The sequence below is a fragment of the Herbaspirillum frisingense genome, from assembly GCF_047325095.1.
Lineage (GTDB): Bacteria > Pseudomonadota > Gammaproteobacteria > Burkholderiales > Burkholderiaceae_D > Herbaspirillum > Herbaspirillum frisingense.
This window is the reverse complement of sequence record NZ_CP168558.1, coordinates 2851663-2866022: the sequence shown is the minus strand read 5'-3', so window position 1 is coordinate 2866022 and position 14360 is coordinate 2851663. Positions and strand designations below refer to the sequence as shown.

Genomic DNA, 14360 nt, shown 5'->3' with positions numbered 1-14360 from the left:
GCGCGCTGGCCGGCCCGGGATCAGGCCGATCCGGGGTCGTGCCGCAGGGGCTGCCGCTTCTCGATGGCGGACTTGAGCAATGCGGCACTGCGATAGATACCGTGGGCGAACTTGCCGTAAGGCAGGGTCAGGAACAGGGCCATCACGCAGCCCAGGTGCAGGGCCAGCAGGGCCGCCATGGCAGCGCTGTCACGCCAGGCCAGCAGCGCCAGACCGGTGGCACTGACCAGCAGCAGCAGGACGATGAAGCCGCGATCCATGGGCCGCTGGCGACGGTCGCCCTGCTCCGGATGCCGCCGCAGGTTCAACCACAGCAGACCGGCGGGGCCGACCAGCAGGCCGATGCCGCCCGCCGTGCCCAGCAGTACCGGCAGGCTCAGCACGGGGTATGGCGCCTCCAGCCCCAGTAGGTAGTGGTACAGGGTCGCCACCGAGGTGGCCGCCAGGCACAGCATGAAACCGTAGAAGGTGAAGTGATGGAAGCGTCGGCGCATGAGCGTGTAGCCGTCATCGGACTCGTTGCAGCCCTCTGCGTGGCCGCCATCCAGATAACGCAGGGCCAGCACGTCGCGGGTGGCCTCGGCCGCCGCTGCACTGCCCGGGGCACCGGCCGTGCCGTCCGTGATATCACGCCAGAAGCGCCTGACACCCATGCCCAGCGCCAGCACCGCCAGGGCGAACACCGCGCCGAACATGCGCGCCAGCTGTCCATGCGGGAATACCGCATAGAAATTGCCGCCTGCCGGGCTGCTGGCCAGCGTGCCGTTGACCGCCAGGGCCAGCAACAGGAACAGGGCCAGGCTGCCCGCCAGCGCCAGGGCCAGGGTCAGGCCATTGCGCCGGTACAGTGCGCCGGCGGCGGCCGGCCAGGCATAACTGGAATAGGTGTCCAGTCGTACCCGCGCCATGGCCTTGGGAACGTTGACCGCGAATTCATGGGGCGGCGCGTACTGGCAGGCGTGATAGCAGGCGCCACAGTTGTGGCACAGGTTGGCCAGGTAATGGACATCGGCCTTGGCAAACTCCAGACGGCGTGTCATGGCCGGGAACACCGCGCAGAACCCTTCGCAATAGCGGCAGGCATTGCAGATCTGCATCTGCCGGGCCACTTCGGCCTCGTCGGCGTTCATGGCCGGTGCCGCCTTGACGGGGAGGATGGGAATGATGCGGGCCCCGCCCGGGGCAACGCTGGCAGAACAGGCCTGCGCGTCGCGGCGCGCGGCATCGGTCAGGGCTTCAAGCTGCTGCATGGGAAACTCCGGAAGATCGGGTGGCGAACTGGGCGGCCTGCACTCCGGCGATGCGCCCGAAGGCGGTGCCGATGGACATGCCCACACCGGCCGTATAGCCCTTGCCGAGCACGTTGCCGGCCATCATTTCGCCTGCCACGAAGAGGTTGTCGCTGGGCCTGCCGGCAAAATGCACCTGGGCCTTGTCGTTCACTTTCAAACCGAGGTAGGTGAATGTCACGCCAGGTCGCAGGGCATAGCCGTAGAACGGCGCCCGCTCCAGCGGCCGCGCCCAGTGGGTCTTGGGGGGCTGCAGGCCGTCGGTATGGCAGTCGTCCAGCACGGTGTGGTCGAACCTTCCCTGGCGGCAGGCGGCGTTGTAGTCGTGCACGGTCTGTTCGAACTGTGCCGGCGGCAGCCCCAGCTGGCGTGCCAGGTCGGCCAGGGTCTCGGCCTTCTCGCCGGGGAACACCGGTGGCATGAAGTGTCCGATGGCCTGACTGTCGATGATGGAATAGGCGACCTGGCCCGGCTGTTGCGCCACCAGGCGGCCCCAGATGGCGTAGCGCTTGGGCCAGAAATCCTCGCCCTCGTCGTAGAAGCGCCGGCCGTCGCGATTGACCACCACGCCCAGCGAGACGCAGTCGATACGGGTGCAGATGCCGCCGTCATAGAGCGGTGCACGGGCATCGATGGCCACCATGTGGGCCTGGGTGGGATCGCCGATGCTGTCGGCGCCAGCCTCGATCATGTAGCGCAAGAGTTCGCCACGGTTGAAGCGGGTCCCGCGGATCAGGAAATTGTCGGCCGGCCATTCGCCGCGCTCGTTCTGGCCCCAGGCCTGGCGCAACCATTCGCGATTGGATTCGAAGCCGCCAGCGGCCAGCACGCAGGTGCGGGCGGTGAAACGCTGGCGGCCACTGCGGGCAGCGACGAAGCGCGTGCCATCCAGTTCGATGGCGTCCACCGGGGTCTCGTAGCGGATGTCCACGCCCAGTGCCTCGGCACTGCGGTAGTAGGCATTGACCAGCGCCTTGCCGCCGCCCATGAAGAAGGCATTGGTACGCGCCACGTGCAGCGCGCCCGACAGCGGCGGCTGGAAATGTACCCCATGCTTGCGCATCCAGGGCCGGCAGGTGGCCGAGGCGCGGATGGTCAGGCGCGCCAGGTGTTCGTCGGTGAGGCCGCCGGTGACCTTCAGCAGATCCTGCCAGTATTCCTCTTCCGGATAGGCCTCCACCAGCACGTCCTGCGGTGCGTCGTGCATGCAGCGCAGGTTGCGCGTGTGTTGTGAGTTGCCCCCGCCCCCGGCGCGGCGCGCCGATTCCAGCAGCATGACCGAGGCGCCGGCCTCGCGTGCCATCAGGGCCGCGCACAGGGCAGCGTTGCCACCGCCAATAACCAGAACGTCAAACATCGCCGTCCCCTCCTTGTGATATGTCCAGGGAGGCGACTATAGGCAGCCTGCCGGTGCGCCGCTATCGGCGCGCCGGCAAGGGGTGTTCAGTTTTCGTGAAGACCGGTGCCGCGCAGGGTAGCGCCGGGCCAGCGGCCCTGCCCCACCTGGGTGCGCGCCACCTCGGCCAGCAGCACCCGGGCGGCCAGCCCGGCAGGAGACAGTTCGTCATCGGAGACGCTGACGATCAGGTTGGGACGGGAGGCATCGCCATCGGCCACCGGCACGCTGGCCAGGTCGGCATTCTCGGCCCGGGCCAGGACCGCACCAGGCTGGATGGTGGCCCCCATGCCGGCGCGCACGGCGTCCATCAACATCGGCAGGCCATCCACCTCAAGGACGATATTGGGGGTGTAGCCCGCATGGCGGAAGGCCGAATCCAGCAGCGAGCGCAGCCCATGCTTGCGGGTCGGCAGGATCAGGGGCAGATCCCCCAGCTTGCCCAGGCGCGCCTGGCGCGCAACGGGCATGCCGGCCAGCGCGGGGGCGCCGATCACGAACAGCCGCTCATCCAGCAGGGGCAGTACGCTCCAGCGTTGCGCCGGTTCTTCCTGGAATAGGATGGCCAGGTCGATCTGGCGCGCGCCCAGCATGGCGCCAAGGTGACCGGACAGGCTTTCCACCATGCGCAGACGCACCTCCGGATAGCGTTCGTGCATGGCCTGCATGAAGGCCAGCCCCATCACCCCCGCCGTACTGGAGGCCATGCCCACGCTGACATGCCCGGACAGGCGCGCCTGTCGCGCCGCCAGGGCGGCATCGTCGATGTGGCGCAGTGCCAGCTGGGCCTGCTTCAGAAAGGCGATGCCCGCTGCGGTCGGCACCACGCCGGTGGAGGTGCGCTGCAGCAGACGGGTGGCCAGTTCGGTCTCCAGGCGGGTGATCTGCTGGCTCAGGGCCGATGTGACCATGCCCAGCTCCAGGGCGGCTTTGCCGATACTGCCGTGTTCGACGATGCTGGCGAAATAGCGGAGCTGGCGGATTTCCATGACGGCGAATGAAGGTGGCGGAGGTAGCGAAGCTAGCAAACAAGGCGACAATTCAGCGCGCATGATGCCATAGCTCTTGTCCTACAAACGATTGCGCAGGCGGACGACATCCAGCCGCCAATCTGCGCGGCATACTTCGGCAAACTGCTGCTGTTGAGCTGACCGCCCGCCCTGACGGCGGAGTCAGATACCTCAGGCAGCTCGGACACCTCATTGCCCTGGTGAGAATGACGATGAAGAAAATCGAGTTCGACGGTTATCTGCTGGTCTATCAGGCCGACGACAGCGAAGGCCGCTGGAAAGGCTCCTACGCGATCCTGAAGGATCGCACCGAGATCAGCCGCGGCTCCTTGCCGCTGGCGGCCCACTCCGAAGATGAGGCCGCTTTCGAGATCCTGGCAGCAGCGCGTCGCCATACGGGGATGTCCCCGGGGGCCTCGGCCTTGCCACATTAGCGCCGCACTAGCGCCGCACTAGCGTCTCACTCACTCCCCTCGCTACACCACCACTTCCCGCATACTGCGGCGGGGGGTCAGCTCGCTCAGGCGGCGCAAGGCATTGACCAGTTCGAAGCGGCTGCGCGAGCGTCCCAGCGAGATGCGGATATGCGCCGCACCTCCGCCTCCGAAGCCCTGACCCGACGGCGCCGGCTCCACCTCGAAACTGCTGTGCGAGACCACGTTCAGGCCGGCCTGGCCGGCCCTGATGACGAACTCCTGGCCACTCCAATGGGGCGGCAGCGCCTGCCACAGATGAATCCCGCCCGACCCGGCCAGTCCGGGATCTCCCAGCGTACGCAGGGCCAGCTCCTGACGGGCCCAGGCTTCGTTGCGGATCCCTTCGAGCAAGGAGGTGGCCGTGCCATCGTGCACCCACTGCGTCGAGAGCGCAGTCATCAGCGGGGTCGACATCAGCACGAAGGAACGCAGCGCCCCCAGCACCTCTTCCTGCTCCTGGCCCTCGGGCATCACCACATAGGCCGTGCGCAGCCCCGGCAACAGGCATTTGGACAAGGTCGAGACATGGAACACATGCCGTGGCGCATAGTAGGCCAGCGGCCGGGGCGGCTGGGCGGCAAAGCGCCAGTAGGGATCGTCCTCGATGATGCGCAGGTCCAGCCGGGTCGCCACGGCCGCGATCTCGGCCCGGCGCGTGGCCGGCATGGTATGGGTGGTGGGGTTCTGCAGGGTCGGGTTGAGATAGACCACGCGCGCCTGGTGCTTGCGTGCGAGGGTCACCAGCAGGTCCGGCCGCATGCCCTCGCCATCCACACCCACCGCCACCACCCGGCGTCCCAGTTGGGCCGCTGCTGTCAGCAGTCCGGGATAGGCCAGCGGTTCGGCCAGTACCACCTCACCCGGGCGGGTTTGCGACAGCAGCAAGGCGGCCAGCGCCGATTGCGCCCCGGGGCAGACCAGCACCCGACTTTCGTCGATGTGGCCCAAAGGCTCTTGCAACCACATCGCACCGGCAGCGCGGTCGGCACTGCTGCCGCCACCCAGGTGATAGGTCATGAGCAGGTCGGCGTCGCTATGGATCAGGACCTGCGAGACACCCTGGCGCAGCAGATCGTCCAGGTCGATGCCGGCAGGCGGTGGCGGAATGTTCATCGACAGGTCCAGCACCTGGCTCAGGTCCACCTTGGGAGCGGCCACGAAGCTGCCGGCCGCGCCCCGCGCTTCGAGCAGGTGGCGTCGCCGCGCCTCGGTATAGGCGCGGGTGACGGTCGTGAGGTCCACGTCCAGACGATCTGCCAATTGGCGCTGCGGGGGCAGACGGTCGCCGGGCTTGAGGCGGTCGTCGGAAATGGCCTGTTCCATGAAGCCCACGATCTGCAGATAGCGTGGGCCGCCATTGGCGGCAAAGCTGCCGACCCAGTCCTGCGGACGTGCGGATTTTTTCATGGAGCGAGCCAACGTGAAGAAGGGTAAGAAGGAAAGAGGCAGGCCAACGTGACCATGCCGATATTAGTATGGATTTAATGGCAACACAAATCCATACATCACAACCCTACCCCAACTTTCACTTCTTCCGCTCGTCAGCGCTATATCTCGGCCACGCTGCGCCGCTTCATTTCCTCGACTCGCTCCATGCGTCCGCCGATGTATGCAATCCCATTGCAGGACACCCAGACATCATTCACACCGCTGTCGCCGCCCATTCCCGGGCATCTTCCCCGGCCGGAATACGCATCGGAGCGCCCGGATCGGTGGCTGCCTGCCACACCGCCTCGGCCACGTCGCTGGCATGGGTGACCTGGGTGTTGTCCTGGAAGCTGGCAAACACCTGGGCCGCCAGCGCGCCATAGGCATCGGGGATGGCGCCCTCCAAGCGCGGCCGGGCATTTTCCGCAAACCGCGTGGACGGGGCGCGGCCGGGCAGGACCAGGCGCGCCTGTACGCCCACACTGGCCAGTTCGAGCGCCATCGATTCGGTAAAGGCATTGACGGCGGCCTTGCTGGCCGTATAGACCGCCAGCAAGGGCAAGGATCGCAAGGTCACCGAGGACGTGACGTTGATCACCACCCCCTGGGCGCGCTCGCGCATCTGCGGGATGAAGGCCTGGCACATGGCGATGCTGCCCAGAGTATTGGTCTCGAAGATCTCGCGCACCTGCGCCGGTGACTGGGCTTCCACGGCGGCCAGGGCGCCGATGCCGGCATTGTTGACCAGCACGTCGACCGGGCCGGCCTGCGCGACCACGGCGCGGATGCTGGCCTCATCGGTGACGTCCAGCGGCAGGATGCGCAACCTGGACGAGGCCGGCAGCAGGTCCTGGCGTGGACTGCGCATGGTGGCGACCACGTTCCAGTCGCGGTCGAGGAAGTAACGTGCGATTTCCAGGCCGAAGCCGGAAGAACAGCCGGTGATGAGGATGGTTTTCATGAGGGACTCCTTTGAATGGATGGGAACGACAGGACGAAGAATAGGCGCAGCACACCGGACTTGCTACAATCCAGAGTCCATCATTCATTTGCCATCGTCCAGAGATGTCCGATTCCATCGATCCCTTGGCCGAGGTCGTCACCCTGCTGCAACCGGCGGCCCGCTATACCAAGTACGTACAAGCGGCAGGCGGCTGGCGGGTGCGCCGTTCGCGTTCCGACCTGGCGTTCTACTGCACCGTTATCGAGGGAAGTTGCCGCATCTTGCGCGACGATGGCAAGGATATCGTCCTGGAAGCGGGCGATTTCGTGCTGGCGCCGGCGCTGGAGGGTTTTACGCTGTCCAGCCTGCAGGACAGCGACTCCGCCTTGCTGGACGAAGACAATCCACCGCCCCGCCTGCCCGATGGCCGCTATCACCTCGGACCCCTGGAGCTGACGCCGGAAGTACAACTGGTGGTGGGTCATTGCGTCTTCGACTCGCCCGATACGCCGCTGCTGCTGTCGCTGCTACCCGATCTGGTGGTGGTGCGCGCCCATGCGCGCTTGAGCACGCTGGCCCAGCTGGTGGGGGAGGAATTCCGCGCCGCCCGGCCGGCGCGGGAGATGGTGCTGGCACGCCTGCTGGAGGTGCTGCTGATCGAGGCCTTGCGTTCGACCACCGAGGCCGGTGCGGCGCCTACGCCGGGCCTGCTGCGCGGACTGGCCGATGCCCGCCTGGCGCAGGCGATCCGTGCTGTGCATGCGAGGCCGGCCGAGAACTGGAATGTGGTCATGCTGGCGCGGCAGGCGGCCTTGTCGCGCTCGTCGTTCTTCGAACGCTTTCGGCGCGAGGTGGGCCTGGCACCGATGGAATACCTGCTGGCCTGGCGCATGGCGCTGGCCAAGCGCCTGCTGCTGCGGGCCGACGCCGGCATGGCGGAGGTGGCGCAGCAGGTGGGCTATAGCTCGGCCTCCACCTTCAGCGTGGCCTTCACGCGTCATGTGGGCGTGCCGCCGTCGCAGTTCAGCCTGTCCGGCCTGCCGGGCTAGCGCACCGGACTGACCCGGCTGACCCGACTCGACTAGGCCGCCACGAAGCCGACCCGTTCCATGGTGCCGATATGCATGCTCAGCAATTGCACGGCGCGGTCGGTCTTCTTGCCTTTGAGGGCGTCGATGATGAGCATGTGGTCGTGATCAGAACGCGGCTGCCAGCCACGCTTGAAGCCGGTCGAGAACAGGTAGCGCGAATTGGTCAGCTGCAGCTGCTTCAACACCGCCAGCAGACGCGGCATGCCGCATTCGCTGGAGAGGATGTCGTGGAACAGGTTGTTGGCGGCGTCCCACTCCACCAGCGAGGCCGCCCGCGCACAGTCGTCCTGCGCCTGCTCCAGCCGGGCGATGTGTTCACTGGTGAATTTGCGTACGCCATGGCGTAGCGCCAGGATCTCCAGGGCAGCACGCATCTCCGCATTTTCCTTCACCGCTGCGCGGTCCACCATGCTTACCCGTACCCCGCGACGGGGCAATGTGAGCAGCAATCCTTCTGCTTCCAACTGACGAAAGGCCTCGCGCACCGGCACGTGGCTGGACTGGAATTCCTGCGCCACGTGATCCTGCCGGAGGGCCGCCCCGCCTGCGATTTCGCCCCGAATGATGCGCGTGCGCAAGACCTCTGCGATGCGGGCGACGGTACTGCCTGGGTCGTTTTTCATACGGCCAAAGTATAGATAATCTATTAAAAAAGAAATTGTTAAACGAAATTGGACGAAGATAGAATCCGCCAGAACGAAATTCTAAGCCTTTTTACTCAGGAACCGGATTTTATCGATGAGCCAATGCCCTTCCTCCGCGGCCGTCCCGGCCAGCGCTCCCCTGCACTTCCTGCCGCCGCAGGCCAGCGCCCCGGCGTCCAACCCGGCTGTTGAACGTTTGTTCGAACTGCCCTTCCTGGATCTGCTGTTCCAGGCGCAGAGCGTGCATCGCCTGCACCACCCGGCCAACCAGGTGCAGCTGTCCAGCCTGCTGTCGATCAAGACCGGTGGCTGCGCCGAGGATTGCGGTTATTGCTCGCAGTCGGCGCATCACAAGGAGGCGGGCGTACCGGCCGGCAAGCTGATGGCGGTGGATGAGGTGGTGCAGGCGGCCCGCGCCGCCCGCGAGCAGGGTGCCACCCGCTTCTGCATGGGCGCGGCCTGGCGCAATCCCAAGGAGCGCGACATGGCGGCACTGACCAGCATGGTCAGCGAGGTGCGCGCCCTCGGCCTGGAAACCTGCATGACCCTGGGCATGCTGGAGCAGGCGCAGGCCGAGGCCCTGAAGGAGGCCGGTCTGGACTACTACAACCACAATCTGGATACCGCTCCCGATTTCTACGGGCAGGTCATCTCCACCCGCAGCTACCAGGACCGGCTCGATACGCTGCAGCGGGTGCAGCAGGCGGGTCTGCAAGTCTGCTGCGGCGGCATCATCGGCATGGGCGAAACCCGCGCCCAGCGCGCCGGCCTGATCGCACAGCTGGCGCGCCTGCCGGTGCCGCCGCAATCGGTACCGATCAACCATCTGGTGCCGATTGCCGGCACGCCCCTGGAAGACCTACCGCCGCTGGATGAATTCGAATTCGTACGGACCGTAGCGGTGGCGCGTATTGCCCTGCCACACGCGGTGATCCGCCTGTCAGCCGGACGCGAGAGCATGAGCGAGGCCACTCAGGCACTGTGCTTTGCGGCCGGCGCTAATTCCATCTTCCTCGGTGCCAGGTTGCTGACCACGGCCAATGCGCCGGTGTCGTCCGACCTGGACCTGTTGTCGCGGCTGGGCCTGCAGGCCGCCCCGGCGACGGCCTGATGAGCGTGCAATGGAGCGCCGCGCATTGCGGTGGTGCCTGGCTCATCAGCGATTACGAGACAGTGGCGGCCGGCTTGCGCGATCCGCGCCTGTCGGTGCGACGCGGGGCGCGCTGGATCAACAGTGGCCTGGGTGGGACGGGTGGACTGGACCCGGCGCCGGCCGAACTGCAAGCACAACGCCGTTTCAAGCGGCTCTTTTCGCGCTCGGTGCTGTTGCTCGACGGCCGCGCCCATCGACGCCTGCGTGGCGTGCTCAACCCGGGTTTCAAGCCGACCGACCTGGAGGCTCAACGGCCTGCCATCACGCGCATTGCCGGTCAGTTGATCGATGCCATCGTGGCCGATCCGCTGGCGCCGCAGGGTTTCGATTTCGTCAGCCGTTTCGCCCGGCCACTGCCGGCGCTGGCCATCGCCGGCCTGATGGGATTGCCGGACCGTGTGCCAGCGGCCTTCATCGACTGGGCTGCTGATCTGGCCGCCTTCATCGGCAGCCCCACGCCGGATGCGGCGCAGACCCTGGCGGCCCAGGCGGCGATGGCAGCGCTGTGCGACTTCTTTGGCGAAGTCGTGAAAGATGCCGACACCCTGCCGCCCGACAGCCTGGTCGCGCGCCTGCTGCAGGCGCAGCGGGAACAACGGATCAACCGCAACGAAATGCTGGCGCAATGTTGCACCCTGCTCTTTGCCGGCTACGAGACCACCCGCAATCTGCTGGGCAATGGCTTGCTGGCGCTGCTGCAGCATCCTGCGCAATGGACGGCGCTCAAGGCAGATCCCACCCTGCTGCGTACGGCCTTGCGCGAGATGCTGCGCTATGACAGCCCGGTGCAATACACCGGGCGCCGCGTGCTGACCGATCTGCAGGTGGCGGGCCGGACGCTGCGACAGGGTGAACTGGTGATCCTGCATATCGGGCAGGCCAATCATGATGGACGCCGCTTCACCGCGCCGCAGCACTTTGACATCCGGCGCGATGAAGGCATGCACCTGTCCTTCGGCCAGGGGCCGCATGTCTGCCTGGGTGCGGCGCTGACCCTGCTGGAGGCGGAAATCGCCTTCACCGCGCTGATGCAACGCCTGCCCACCCTGGCACTGTCGGCCACCCCTCCCCGGCGCCAGCAGCATGCCGCCTACAGCGCGCTGGATAGCCTGCCGCTGGTGTTCTGAAAGACCTTTCATGCATGATTTTTCCGATGAGCTGGCCCAACTGGCCAGCCAGAGCCTGCTGCGCACGCGGCGCGTGGTGGATGGTCCGCAAGGCCCTCTGCTGATGGTGGAAGGACGGCAGTTGCTGTCCTTCTGCAGCAATGACTACCTGGGGCTGGCCAGGCATCCCAAGATCGTGGCGGCCGGTATCGCGGGCTTGCAGCAATACGGCATGGGGGCTGGCGCGTCAGCGCTCATCAGCGGTCACAGCACGGCCCACGAGAAGCTGGAGGAGGAACTGGCGCGCTTCGTCGGACTGCCGGCGGCGCTGTCCTTTTCCAGTGGCTACATGGCCAATCTGGGTGTGATCGGCGCGCTGGTGGGGACCGGCGATACGGTGGTGGTGGATAGGCTGGCGCACGCCTCGCTGATCGATGGCGCCCGTTTGTCCGGGGCCAGCCTGAAGGTGTTTCCCCACAACGATGTGGCACGGCTGGCACAGGTGCTGGCGCGCTGTCCCACCGGGCGCAGGCTGGTGGTGACCGATGCGGTCTTCAGCATGGACGGCGACCTGGCGCCGCTGGCCGAACTGGCCGCCGTGTGCGCGCAGCACGATGCCTGGCTGCTGGTAGATGATGCCCACGGCCTGGGTGTGCTGGGCCCGCGCGGCGGCGGCAGCCTGGCGCAGGCCGGGGTGTGCTCGCCCCATGTGCTTTGCATGGGGACGCTGGGCAAGGCCGCTGGCGTCGCGGGCGCCTTTGTCGCTGGCGAGGCTTCGCTGATTGCATGGATCACGCAGCGCGCACGCACCTACATGTTCACTACCGCCCACCCGCCGGCCCTGGCAGTGGCCACCTCGGCCAGCCTGGCCCTGATGGCCCGGGACGACTGGCGGCGCGCACGTCTGCGCGAACTGGCCGCGCAATTGCGGCAAGGGCTGGCCGGCTTGCCGTGGGCGCTGCTGCCCTCTTCCGCCGCGATCCAGCCCCTGATCGTCGGCGACAACGCGGCGGCCCGTGCACTGGCCGCCGCGCTGCGCGATCGCGGTATCTGGGTGCCGGCCATCTGCCCACCGACCGTGCCCAAGGGCAGCGCCCGCCTGCGCATCAGCCTGTCGGCCGTGCATACGCCCGAACAGGTCGACCAACTGATCATCGCCTTGCAGTCCCTGGCCGAGGAAGGAGCCCACGCATGACGCCGCCAGGCTCCCTGGCCGCTCGCAGCCTGCGCAGCGTCTGGCATCCCTGCACGCAGATGCGCCGTCACGAAAGCACGCCCCCCATCGCCATCGACCGCGCCCAGGGTGCGTGGTTGGTCGATACCGGGGGCCGGCGCTATCTGGACGCGATCAGTTCGTGGTGGGTCAACCTGTTCGGCCATGCCAACCCACGCATCAATGCCGCCCTGGTCGATCAGCTGGGCCGGCTGGAACATGCGATGCTGGCCGGCTTCACCCATGAGCCGGTGGTGCGCTTGTCCGAACGCCTGGGCGCACTGACCGGGCAGGCGCTGGGGCATTGCTTCTACGCCTCCGACGGCGCCTCGGCGGTGGAGATCGCGCTGAAGATGAGCGTGCATGCCTGGCGCAATGCGGGGCAGACCGGCAAGAACGAATTCATCTGCATCGCCGGCGGCTATCACGGCGAGACCGTGGGGGCGCTGGGCGTGACGGATACCCCATTGTTCCGCGCCTCCTACGAAGCCTTGCTGCGGCCGGCCCACGTGGCCCGCTCGCCCGATGCGCGCCAGGCCCGCGATGGCGAAAGCGCGGCCGATGTCGCCCGGCAGGCGCTGGCCGATGTGGAAAGACTGCTGCAACAGGGCGAGGGACGCATCGCTGCCGTCATCGTGGAACCGCTGGTGCAATGCGCGGCGGGCATGGCCATGCATGACCCGGCCTATGTGCGCGGCCTGCGTGGCCTGTGCGACACCTATGGCGCGCACCTGATCGCCGATGAAATCGCGGTCGGCTGTGGCCGTACCGGCAGCTTCTTCGCCTGCGAGCAGGCCGGTATCTGGCCGGATCTGCTGTGCCTGTCCAAGGGTATCAGCGGCGGCTACCTGCCGCTGTCGCTGGTGATGTCCAGCGAGGCGATCTACCAGGCCTTTTACGATGAAGATGTGCGTCGCGGCTTCCTGCATTCGCACTCCTATACCGGCAATCCCCTGGCCTGCCGTGCCGCGCTGGAGACGCTGGCGATCTTCGACGATGAACAGGTCCTGCAGCGCAACCGCGACTTCGCCCCGGTGCTGGCGGCAGGTCTGGCCCCGCTGGCACAGGACCGCCGGGTGCGCCACGTGCGCCAGCGCGGCCTGATCTGGGCCTGTGATGCCGTGCTTGACGGTGTCGATGACATTGATGCGGCTCAGGCAGCCAGCCATCGATTTTCGCGCCGGCTGGCGGCACAGGCGGCACAGCGCGAACTGCTGGTGCGGCCGATCGGCACCAGCGTCTATGTGATGCCGCCCTATATCCTCGATGCCGACCAGGCACAGTGGCTGGGTGAGCGCCTGCATGCCGCCTTCGATGCCACCTTCGCCGAGATGCGGGGAGCATGATGGGAGGCAGCTATTTCGTCACCGGCACCGATACCGGCGTGGGCAAGACCTTGGTGGCATCGGCGCTGATCCATCTGCATGCGGCGCGGGGCGCGCGTGCTGGCGGCATGAAGCCGGTGGCCTCGGGTGCCCTCCTGCAGGCTGGGCAGTGGTGCAACGAGGATGTGCTGGCTTTACAGGCCGCCGCCAACGTGGCGCTGCCGGCAGCGCTGGTGAACCCGTACCTGTTTCGCCGGGCGACCGCACCTCATATCGCCGCCGCCGAAGAAGGACGGCGCATCGATCTCGACCATCTGGTGCAATGTCATGCGCAGCTGATGCAGGCCTGCGATGTGCTGATCGTGGAAGGGGCTGGCGGCTTCGTGGTGCCGCTGGATGAGCGCCACAACAGCGATGATCTGGTGGCCAGGCTGGGGCTGCCGGTGGTGCTGGTGGTGGGAATCCGCCTGGGCTGCATCAATCATGCACTGCTCACGTGCCAGGCGGTGCTGGCGCGGGGGTTGCCGTTGGTCGGCTGGGTCGCCAACCTGATCGATGCGCAGGAAGATCAGGCCGAGGCCATGATCGAGAGCCTGGCGCAGCGCCTGCCGGCACCGCTGCTGGGCTGCCTGCCCTGGTCACCCGGGATGAGTGCGGCGCAGGCAACGGCATGGCTCACTTGGCCAGATCCAGCCTGACCGGCGCTGCCTCGCCACTGCGCGGTGCGGTGAAATGCTTGTCGTGGATGGTGCGGAAACTGGCCAGGCCCAGTTCGGCGATGGAATTGGACAGTTCCAGCAGTTCGATGACGGCCTCCTCGGCATACATGGCATCGACCTCATTGGCGTTGAGCCAGTGGCGGATGCGACGCTCGCCGGAAAAGACGAAATCACTCAGGCGCGCCCAGTGATCGCGCAGGAGCGCTGCTTCCGGCCCGTCGCTGCCGGCCAGCACGCCATCGACCTGCGCCACCAGCTGGCGCATGGTCTTGCCGCTGCCGTCGGCGAGGAAGCGCCCGAGTTCGTCTTCGCTGGCGCAATACCACAGCCACAGGGCATTGAAGGCGGTCTCGATCTGGTGACCGATGAGTGCGAAGGCCGAGGCGTGCACCGGCATGTCATCGCGCAGCAGCAGGATGATGCCGCAGTGATGTTGTTGTGCCACCGTCAGGCAGCCGATGGCAGCGCAGGCGCGGCGGTCCGGCGGCAGCGGTTGGCCGTTGAAATCGGCGGAAATGCGGTAGGCCAGGGACTGTGCCCTGGCCAACAGGTGATCCAATTGCATGG

Annotated in this window: 14 protein-coding genes; 7 read left to right on the top strand and 7 right to left on the bottom strand. The window is 66.8% G+C overall.

Annotation, left to right across the window (positions count from 1 at the left end; genetic code table 11):
• Positions 1 to 20: 20 nt before the first annotated feature.
• The 3 genes from tcuB to ACEOAC_RS13235 all read right to left on the bottom strand — a co-directional run bounded on the left by tcuB (position 21) and on the right by ACEOAC_RS13235 (position 3674).
• Positions 21 to 1250, bottom strand: a complete 1230-nt coding sequence (gene tcuB, locus ACEOAC_RS13245) for a tricarballylate utilization 4Fe-4S protein TcuB (RefSeq protein ID WP_413444773.1) — start codon at positions 1248 to 1250, stop codon at positions 21 to 23.
• The gene (gene tcuA / locus ACEOAC_RS13240) at positions 1237 to 2646 is read right to left on the bottom strand and encodes an FAD-dependent tricarballylate dehydrogenase TcuA (RefSeq protein WP_413628385.1); all 1410 of its coding nucleotides are present in this window, start codon (positions 2644 to 2646) and stop codon (positions 1237 to 1239) included. Before tcuA ends, tcuB begins: the two co-directional genes overlap by 14 nt.
• 86 nt (positions 2647 to 2732) lie before the next feature.
• A complete protein-coding gene (locus tag ACEOAC_RS13235) occupies positions 2733 to 3674 on the bottom strand; it encodes a LysR family transcriptional regulator (protein WP_006462245.1) in 942 nt (313 codons plus the stop codon).
• Between the two features lie 227 nt (positions 3675 to 3901).
• Between ACEOAC_RS13235 and ACEOAC_RS13230 the strand changes: the two genes are divergently transcribed.
• On the top strand, positions 3902 to 4129 hold the full coding sequence (locus ACEOAC_RS13230; RefSeq protein WP_241812352.1) for a hypothetical protein: 228 nt from the start codon (positions 3902 to 3904) through the stop codon (positions 4127 to 4129).
• Positions 4130 to 4171: 42 nt separating this feature from the next.
• Here the strand turns inward: ACEOAC_RS13230 and ACEOAC_RS13225 are convergent, their stop codons facing one another.
• Together ACEOAC_RS13225 and ACEOAC_RS13220 are read right to left on the bottom strand one after the other, a co-directional pair.
• The gene (locus ACEOAC_RS13225; protein WP_413445666.1) at positions 4172 to 5578 is read right to left on the bottom strand and encodes a PLP-dependent aminotransferase family protein; all 1407 of its coding nucleotides are present in this window, start codon (positions 5576 to 5578) and stop codon (positions 4172 to 4174) included.
• Between the two features lie 235 nt (positions 5579 to 5813).
• On the bottom strand, positions 5814 to 6560 hold the full coding sequence (locus ACEOAC_RS13220) for an SDR family oxidoreductase (RefSeq protein WP_413628384.1): 747 nt from the start codon (positions 6558 to 6560) through the stop codon (positions 5814 to 5816).
• Between the two features lie 104 nt (positions 6561 to 6664).
• On the opposite strand from ACEOAC_RS13220, the gene ACEOAC_RS13215 reads away from it, so the two are divergent.
• Entirely contained in the window at positions 6665 to 7591 is a 927-nt protein-coding gene (locus tag ACEOAC_RS13215) for an AraC family transcriptional regulator (protein WP_413628383.1), read from the top strand.
• A 32-nt stretch (positions 7592 to 7623) separates the two neighbouring features.
• Here the strand turns inward: ACEOAC_RS13215 and ACEOAC_RS13210 are convergent, their stop codons facing one another.
• The gene (locus tag ACEOAC_RS13210) at positions 7624 to 8256 is read right to left on the bottom strand and encodes a GntR family transcriptional regulator (RefSeq protein WP_006462250.1); all 633 of its coding nucleotides are present in this window, start codon (positions 8254 to 8256) and stop codon (positions 7624 to 7626) included.
• A 115-nt stretch (positions 8257 to 8371) separates the two neighbouring features.
• On the opposite strand from ACEOAC_RS13210, the gene bioB reads away from it, so the two are divergent.
• The 5 genes from bioB to bioD are packed head-to-tail and all read left to right on the top strand — an operon-like array spanning position 8372 to position 13772.
• Entirely contained in the window at positions 8372 to 9388 is a 1017-nt protein-coding gene (gene bioB / locus ACEOAC_RS13205) for a biotin synthase BioB (protein ID WP_413628382.1), read from the top strand.
• A complete protein-coding gene (locus ACEOAC_RS13200; RefSeq protein WP_413445768.1) occupies positions 9388 to 10557 on the top strand; it encodes a cytochrome P450 in 1170 nt (389 codons plus the stop codon). Before bioB ends, ACEOAC_RS13200 begins: the two co-directional genes overlap by 1 nt.
• Before the next feature lie 10 nt (positions 10558 to 10567).
• Positions 10568 to 11731, top strand: coding sequence for an 8-amino-7-oxononanoate synthase (gene bioF, locus ACEOAC_RS13195; RefSeq protein ID WP_413628381.1), 1164 nt, complete (start codon positions 10568 to 10570; stop codon positions 11729 to 11731).
• A complete protein-coding gene (gene bioA / locus ACEOAC_RS13190) occupies positions 11728 to 13095 on the top strand; it encodes an adenosylmethionine--8-amino-7-oxononanoate transaminase (RefSeq protein WP_413628380.1) in 1368 nt (455 codons plus the stop codon). The genes bioF and bioA overlap by 4 nt, the downstream gene beginning before the upstream one ends.
• On the top strand, positions 13092 to 13772 hold the full coding sequence (gene bioD / locus ACEOAC_RS13185; RefSeq protein WP_413445279.1) for a dethiobiotin synthase: 681 nt from the start codon (positions 13092 to 13094) through the stop codon (positions 13770 to 13772). The genes bioA and bioD overlap by 4 nt, the downstream gene beginning before the upstream one ends.
• On the opposite strand, the gene ACEOAC_RS13180 is transcribed toward bioD, so the two are convergent.
• Positions 13750 to 14358 (bottom strand): DUF6988 family protein, encoded by a 609-nt coding sequence (locus ACEOAC_RS13180; RefSeq protein WP_413445280.1) that lies wholly within the window; start codon positions 14356 to 14358, stop codon positions 13750 to 13752. The genes bioD and ACEOAC_RS13180 overlap by 23 nt on opposite strands.
• Positions 14359 to 14360 lie beyond the last annotated feature (2 nt).

What these genes read in the sequence shown, in the direction of transcription:
- ACEOAC_RS13235 (WP_006462245.1), bottom strand. Translation starts at nt 3,674, where the DNA reads ATGGAAATCCGCCAGCTCCGCTATTTCGCCAGCATCGTCGAACACGGC.
- ACEOAC_RS13200 (WP_413445768.1), top strand. Translation starts at nt 9,388, where the DNA reads ATGAGCGTGCAATGGAGCGCCGCGCATTGCGGTGGTGCCTGGCTCATC.
- bioB (WP_413628382.1), top strand. Translation starts at nt 8,372, where the DNA reads ATGAGCCAATGCCCTTCCTCCGCGGCCGTCCCGGCCAGCGCTCCCCTG.
- ACEOAC_RS13215 (WP_413628383.1), top strand. Translation starts at nt 6,665, where the DNA reads ATGTCCGATTCCATCGATCCCTTGGCCGAGGTCGTCACCCTGCTGCAA.
- tcuB (WP_413444773.1), bottom strand. Translation starts at nt 1,250, where the DNA reads ATGCAGCAGCTTGAAGCCCTGACCGATGCCGCGCGCCGCGACGCGCAG.
- ACEOAC_RS13180 (WP_413445280.1), bottom strand. Translation starts at nt 14,358, where the DNA reads ATGCAATTGGATCACCTGTTGGCCAGGGCACAGTCCCTGGCCTACCGC.
- ACEOAC_RS13210 (WP_006462250.1), bottom strand. Translation starts at nt 8,256, where the DNA reads ATGAAAAACGACCCAGGCAGTACCGTCGCCCGCATCGCAGAGGTCTTG.
- bioA (WP_413628380.1), top strand. Translation starts at nt 11,728, where the DNA reads ATGACGCCGCCAGGCTCCCTGGCCGCTCGCAGCCTGCGCAGCGTCTGG.
- ACEOAC_RS13225 (WP_413445666.1), bottom strand. Translation starts at nt 5,578, where the DNA reads ATGAAAAAATCCGCACGTCCGCAGGACTGGGTCGGCAGCTTTGCCGCC.
- bioF (WP_413628381.1), top strand. Translation starts at nt 10,568, where the DNA reads ATGCATGATTTTTCCGATGAGCTGGCCCAACTGGCCAGCCAGAGCCTG.
- ACEOAC_RS13220 (WP_413628384.1), bottom strand. Translation starts at nt 6,560, where the DNA reads ATGAAAACCATCCTCATCACCGGCTGTTCTTCCGGCTTCGGCCTGGAA.
- tcuA (WP_413628385.1), bottom strand. Translation starts at nt 2,646, where the DNA reads ATGTTTGACGTTCTGGTTATTGGCGGTGGCAACGCTGCCCTGTGCGCG.
- ACEOAC_RS13230 (WP_241812352.1), top strand. Translation starts at nt 3,902, where the DNA reads ATGACGATGAAGAAAATCGAGTTCGACGGTTATCTGCTGGTCTATCAG.
- bioD (WP_413445279.1), top strand. Translation starts at nt 13,092, where the DNA reads ATGATGGGAGGCAGCTATTTCGTCACCGGCACCGATACCGGCGTGGGC.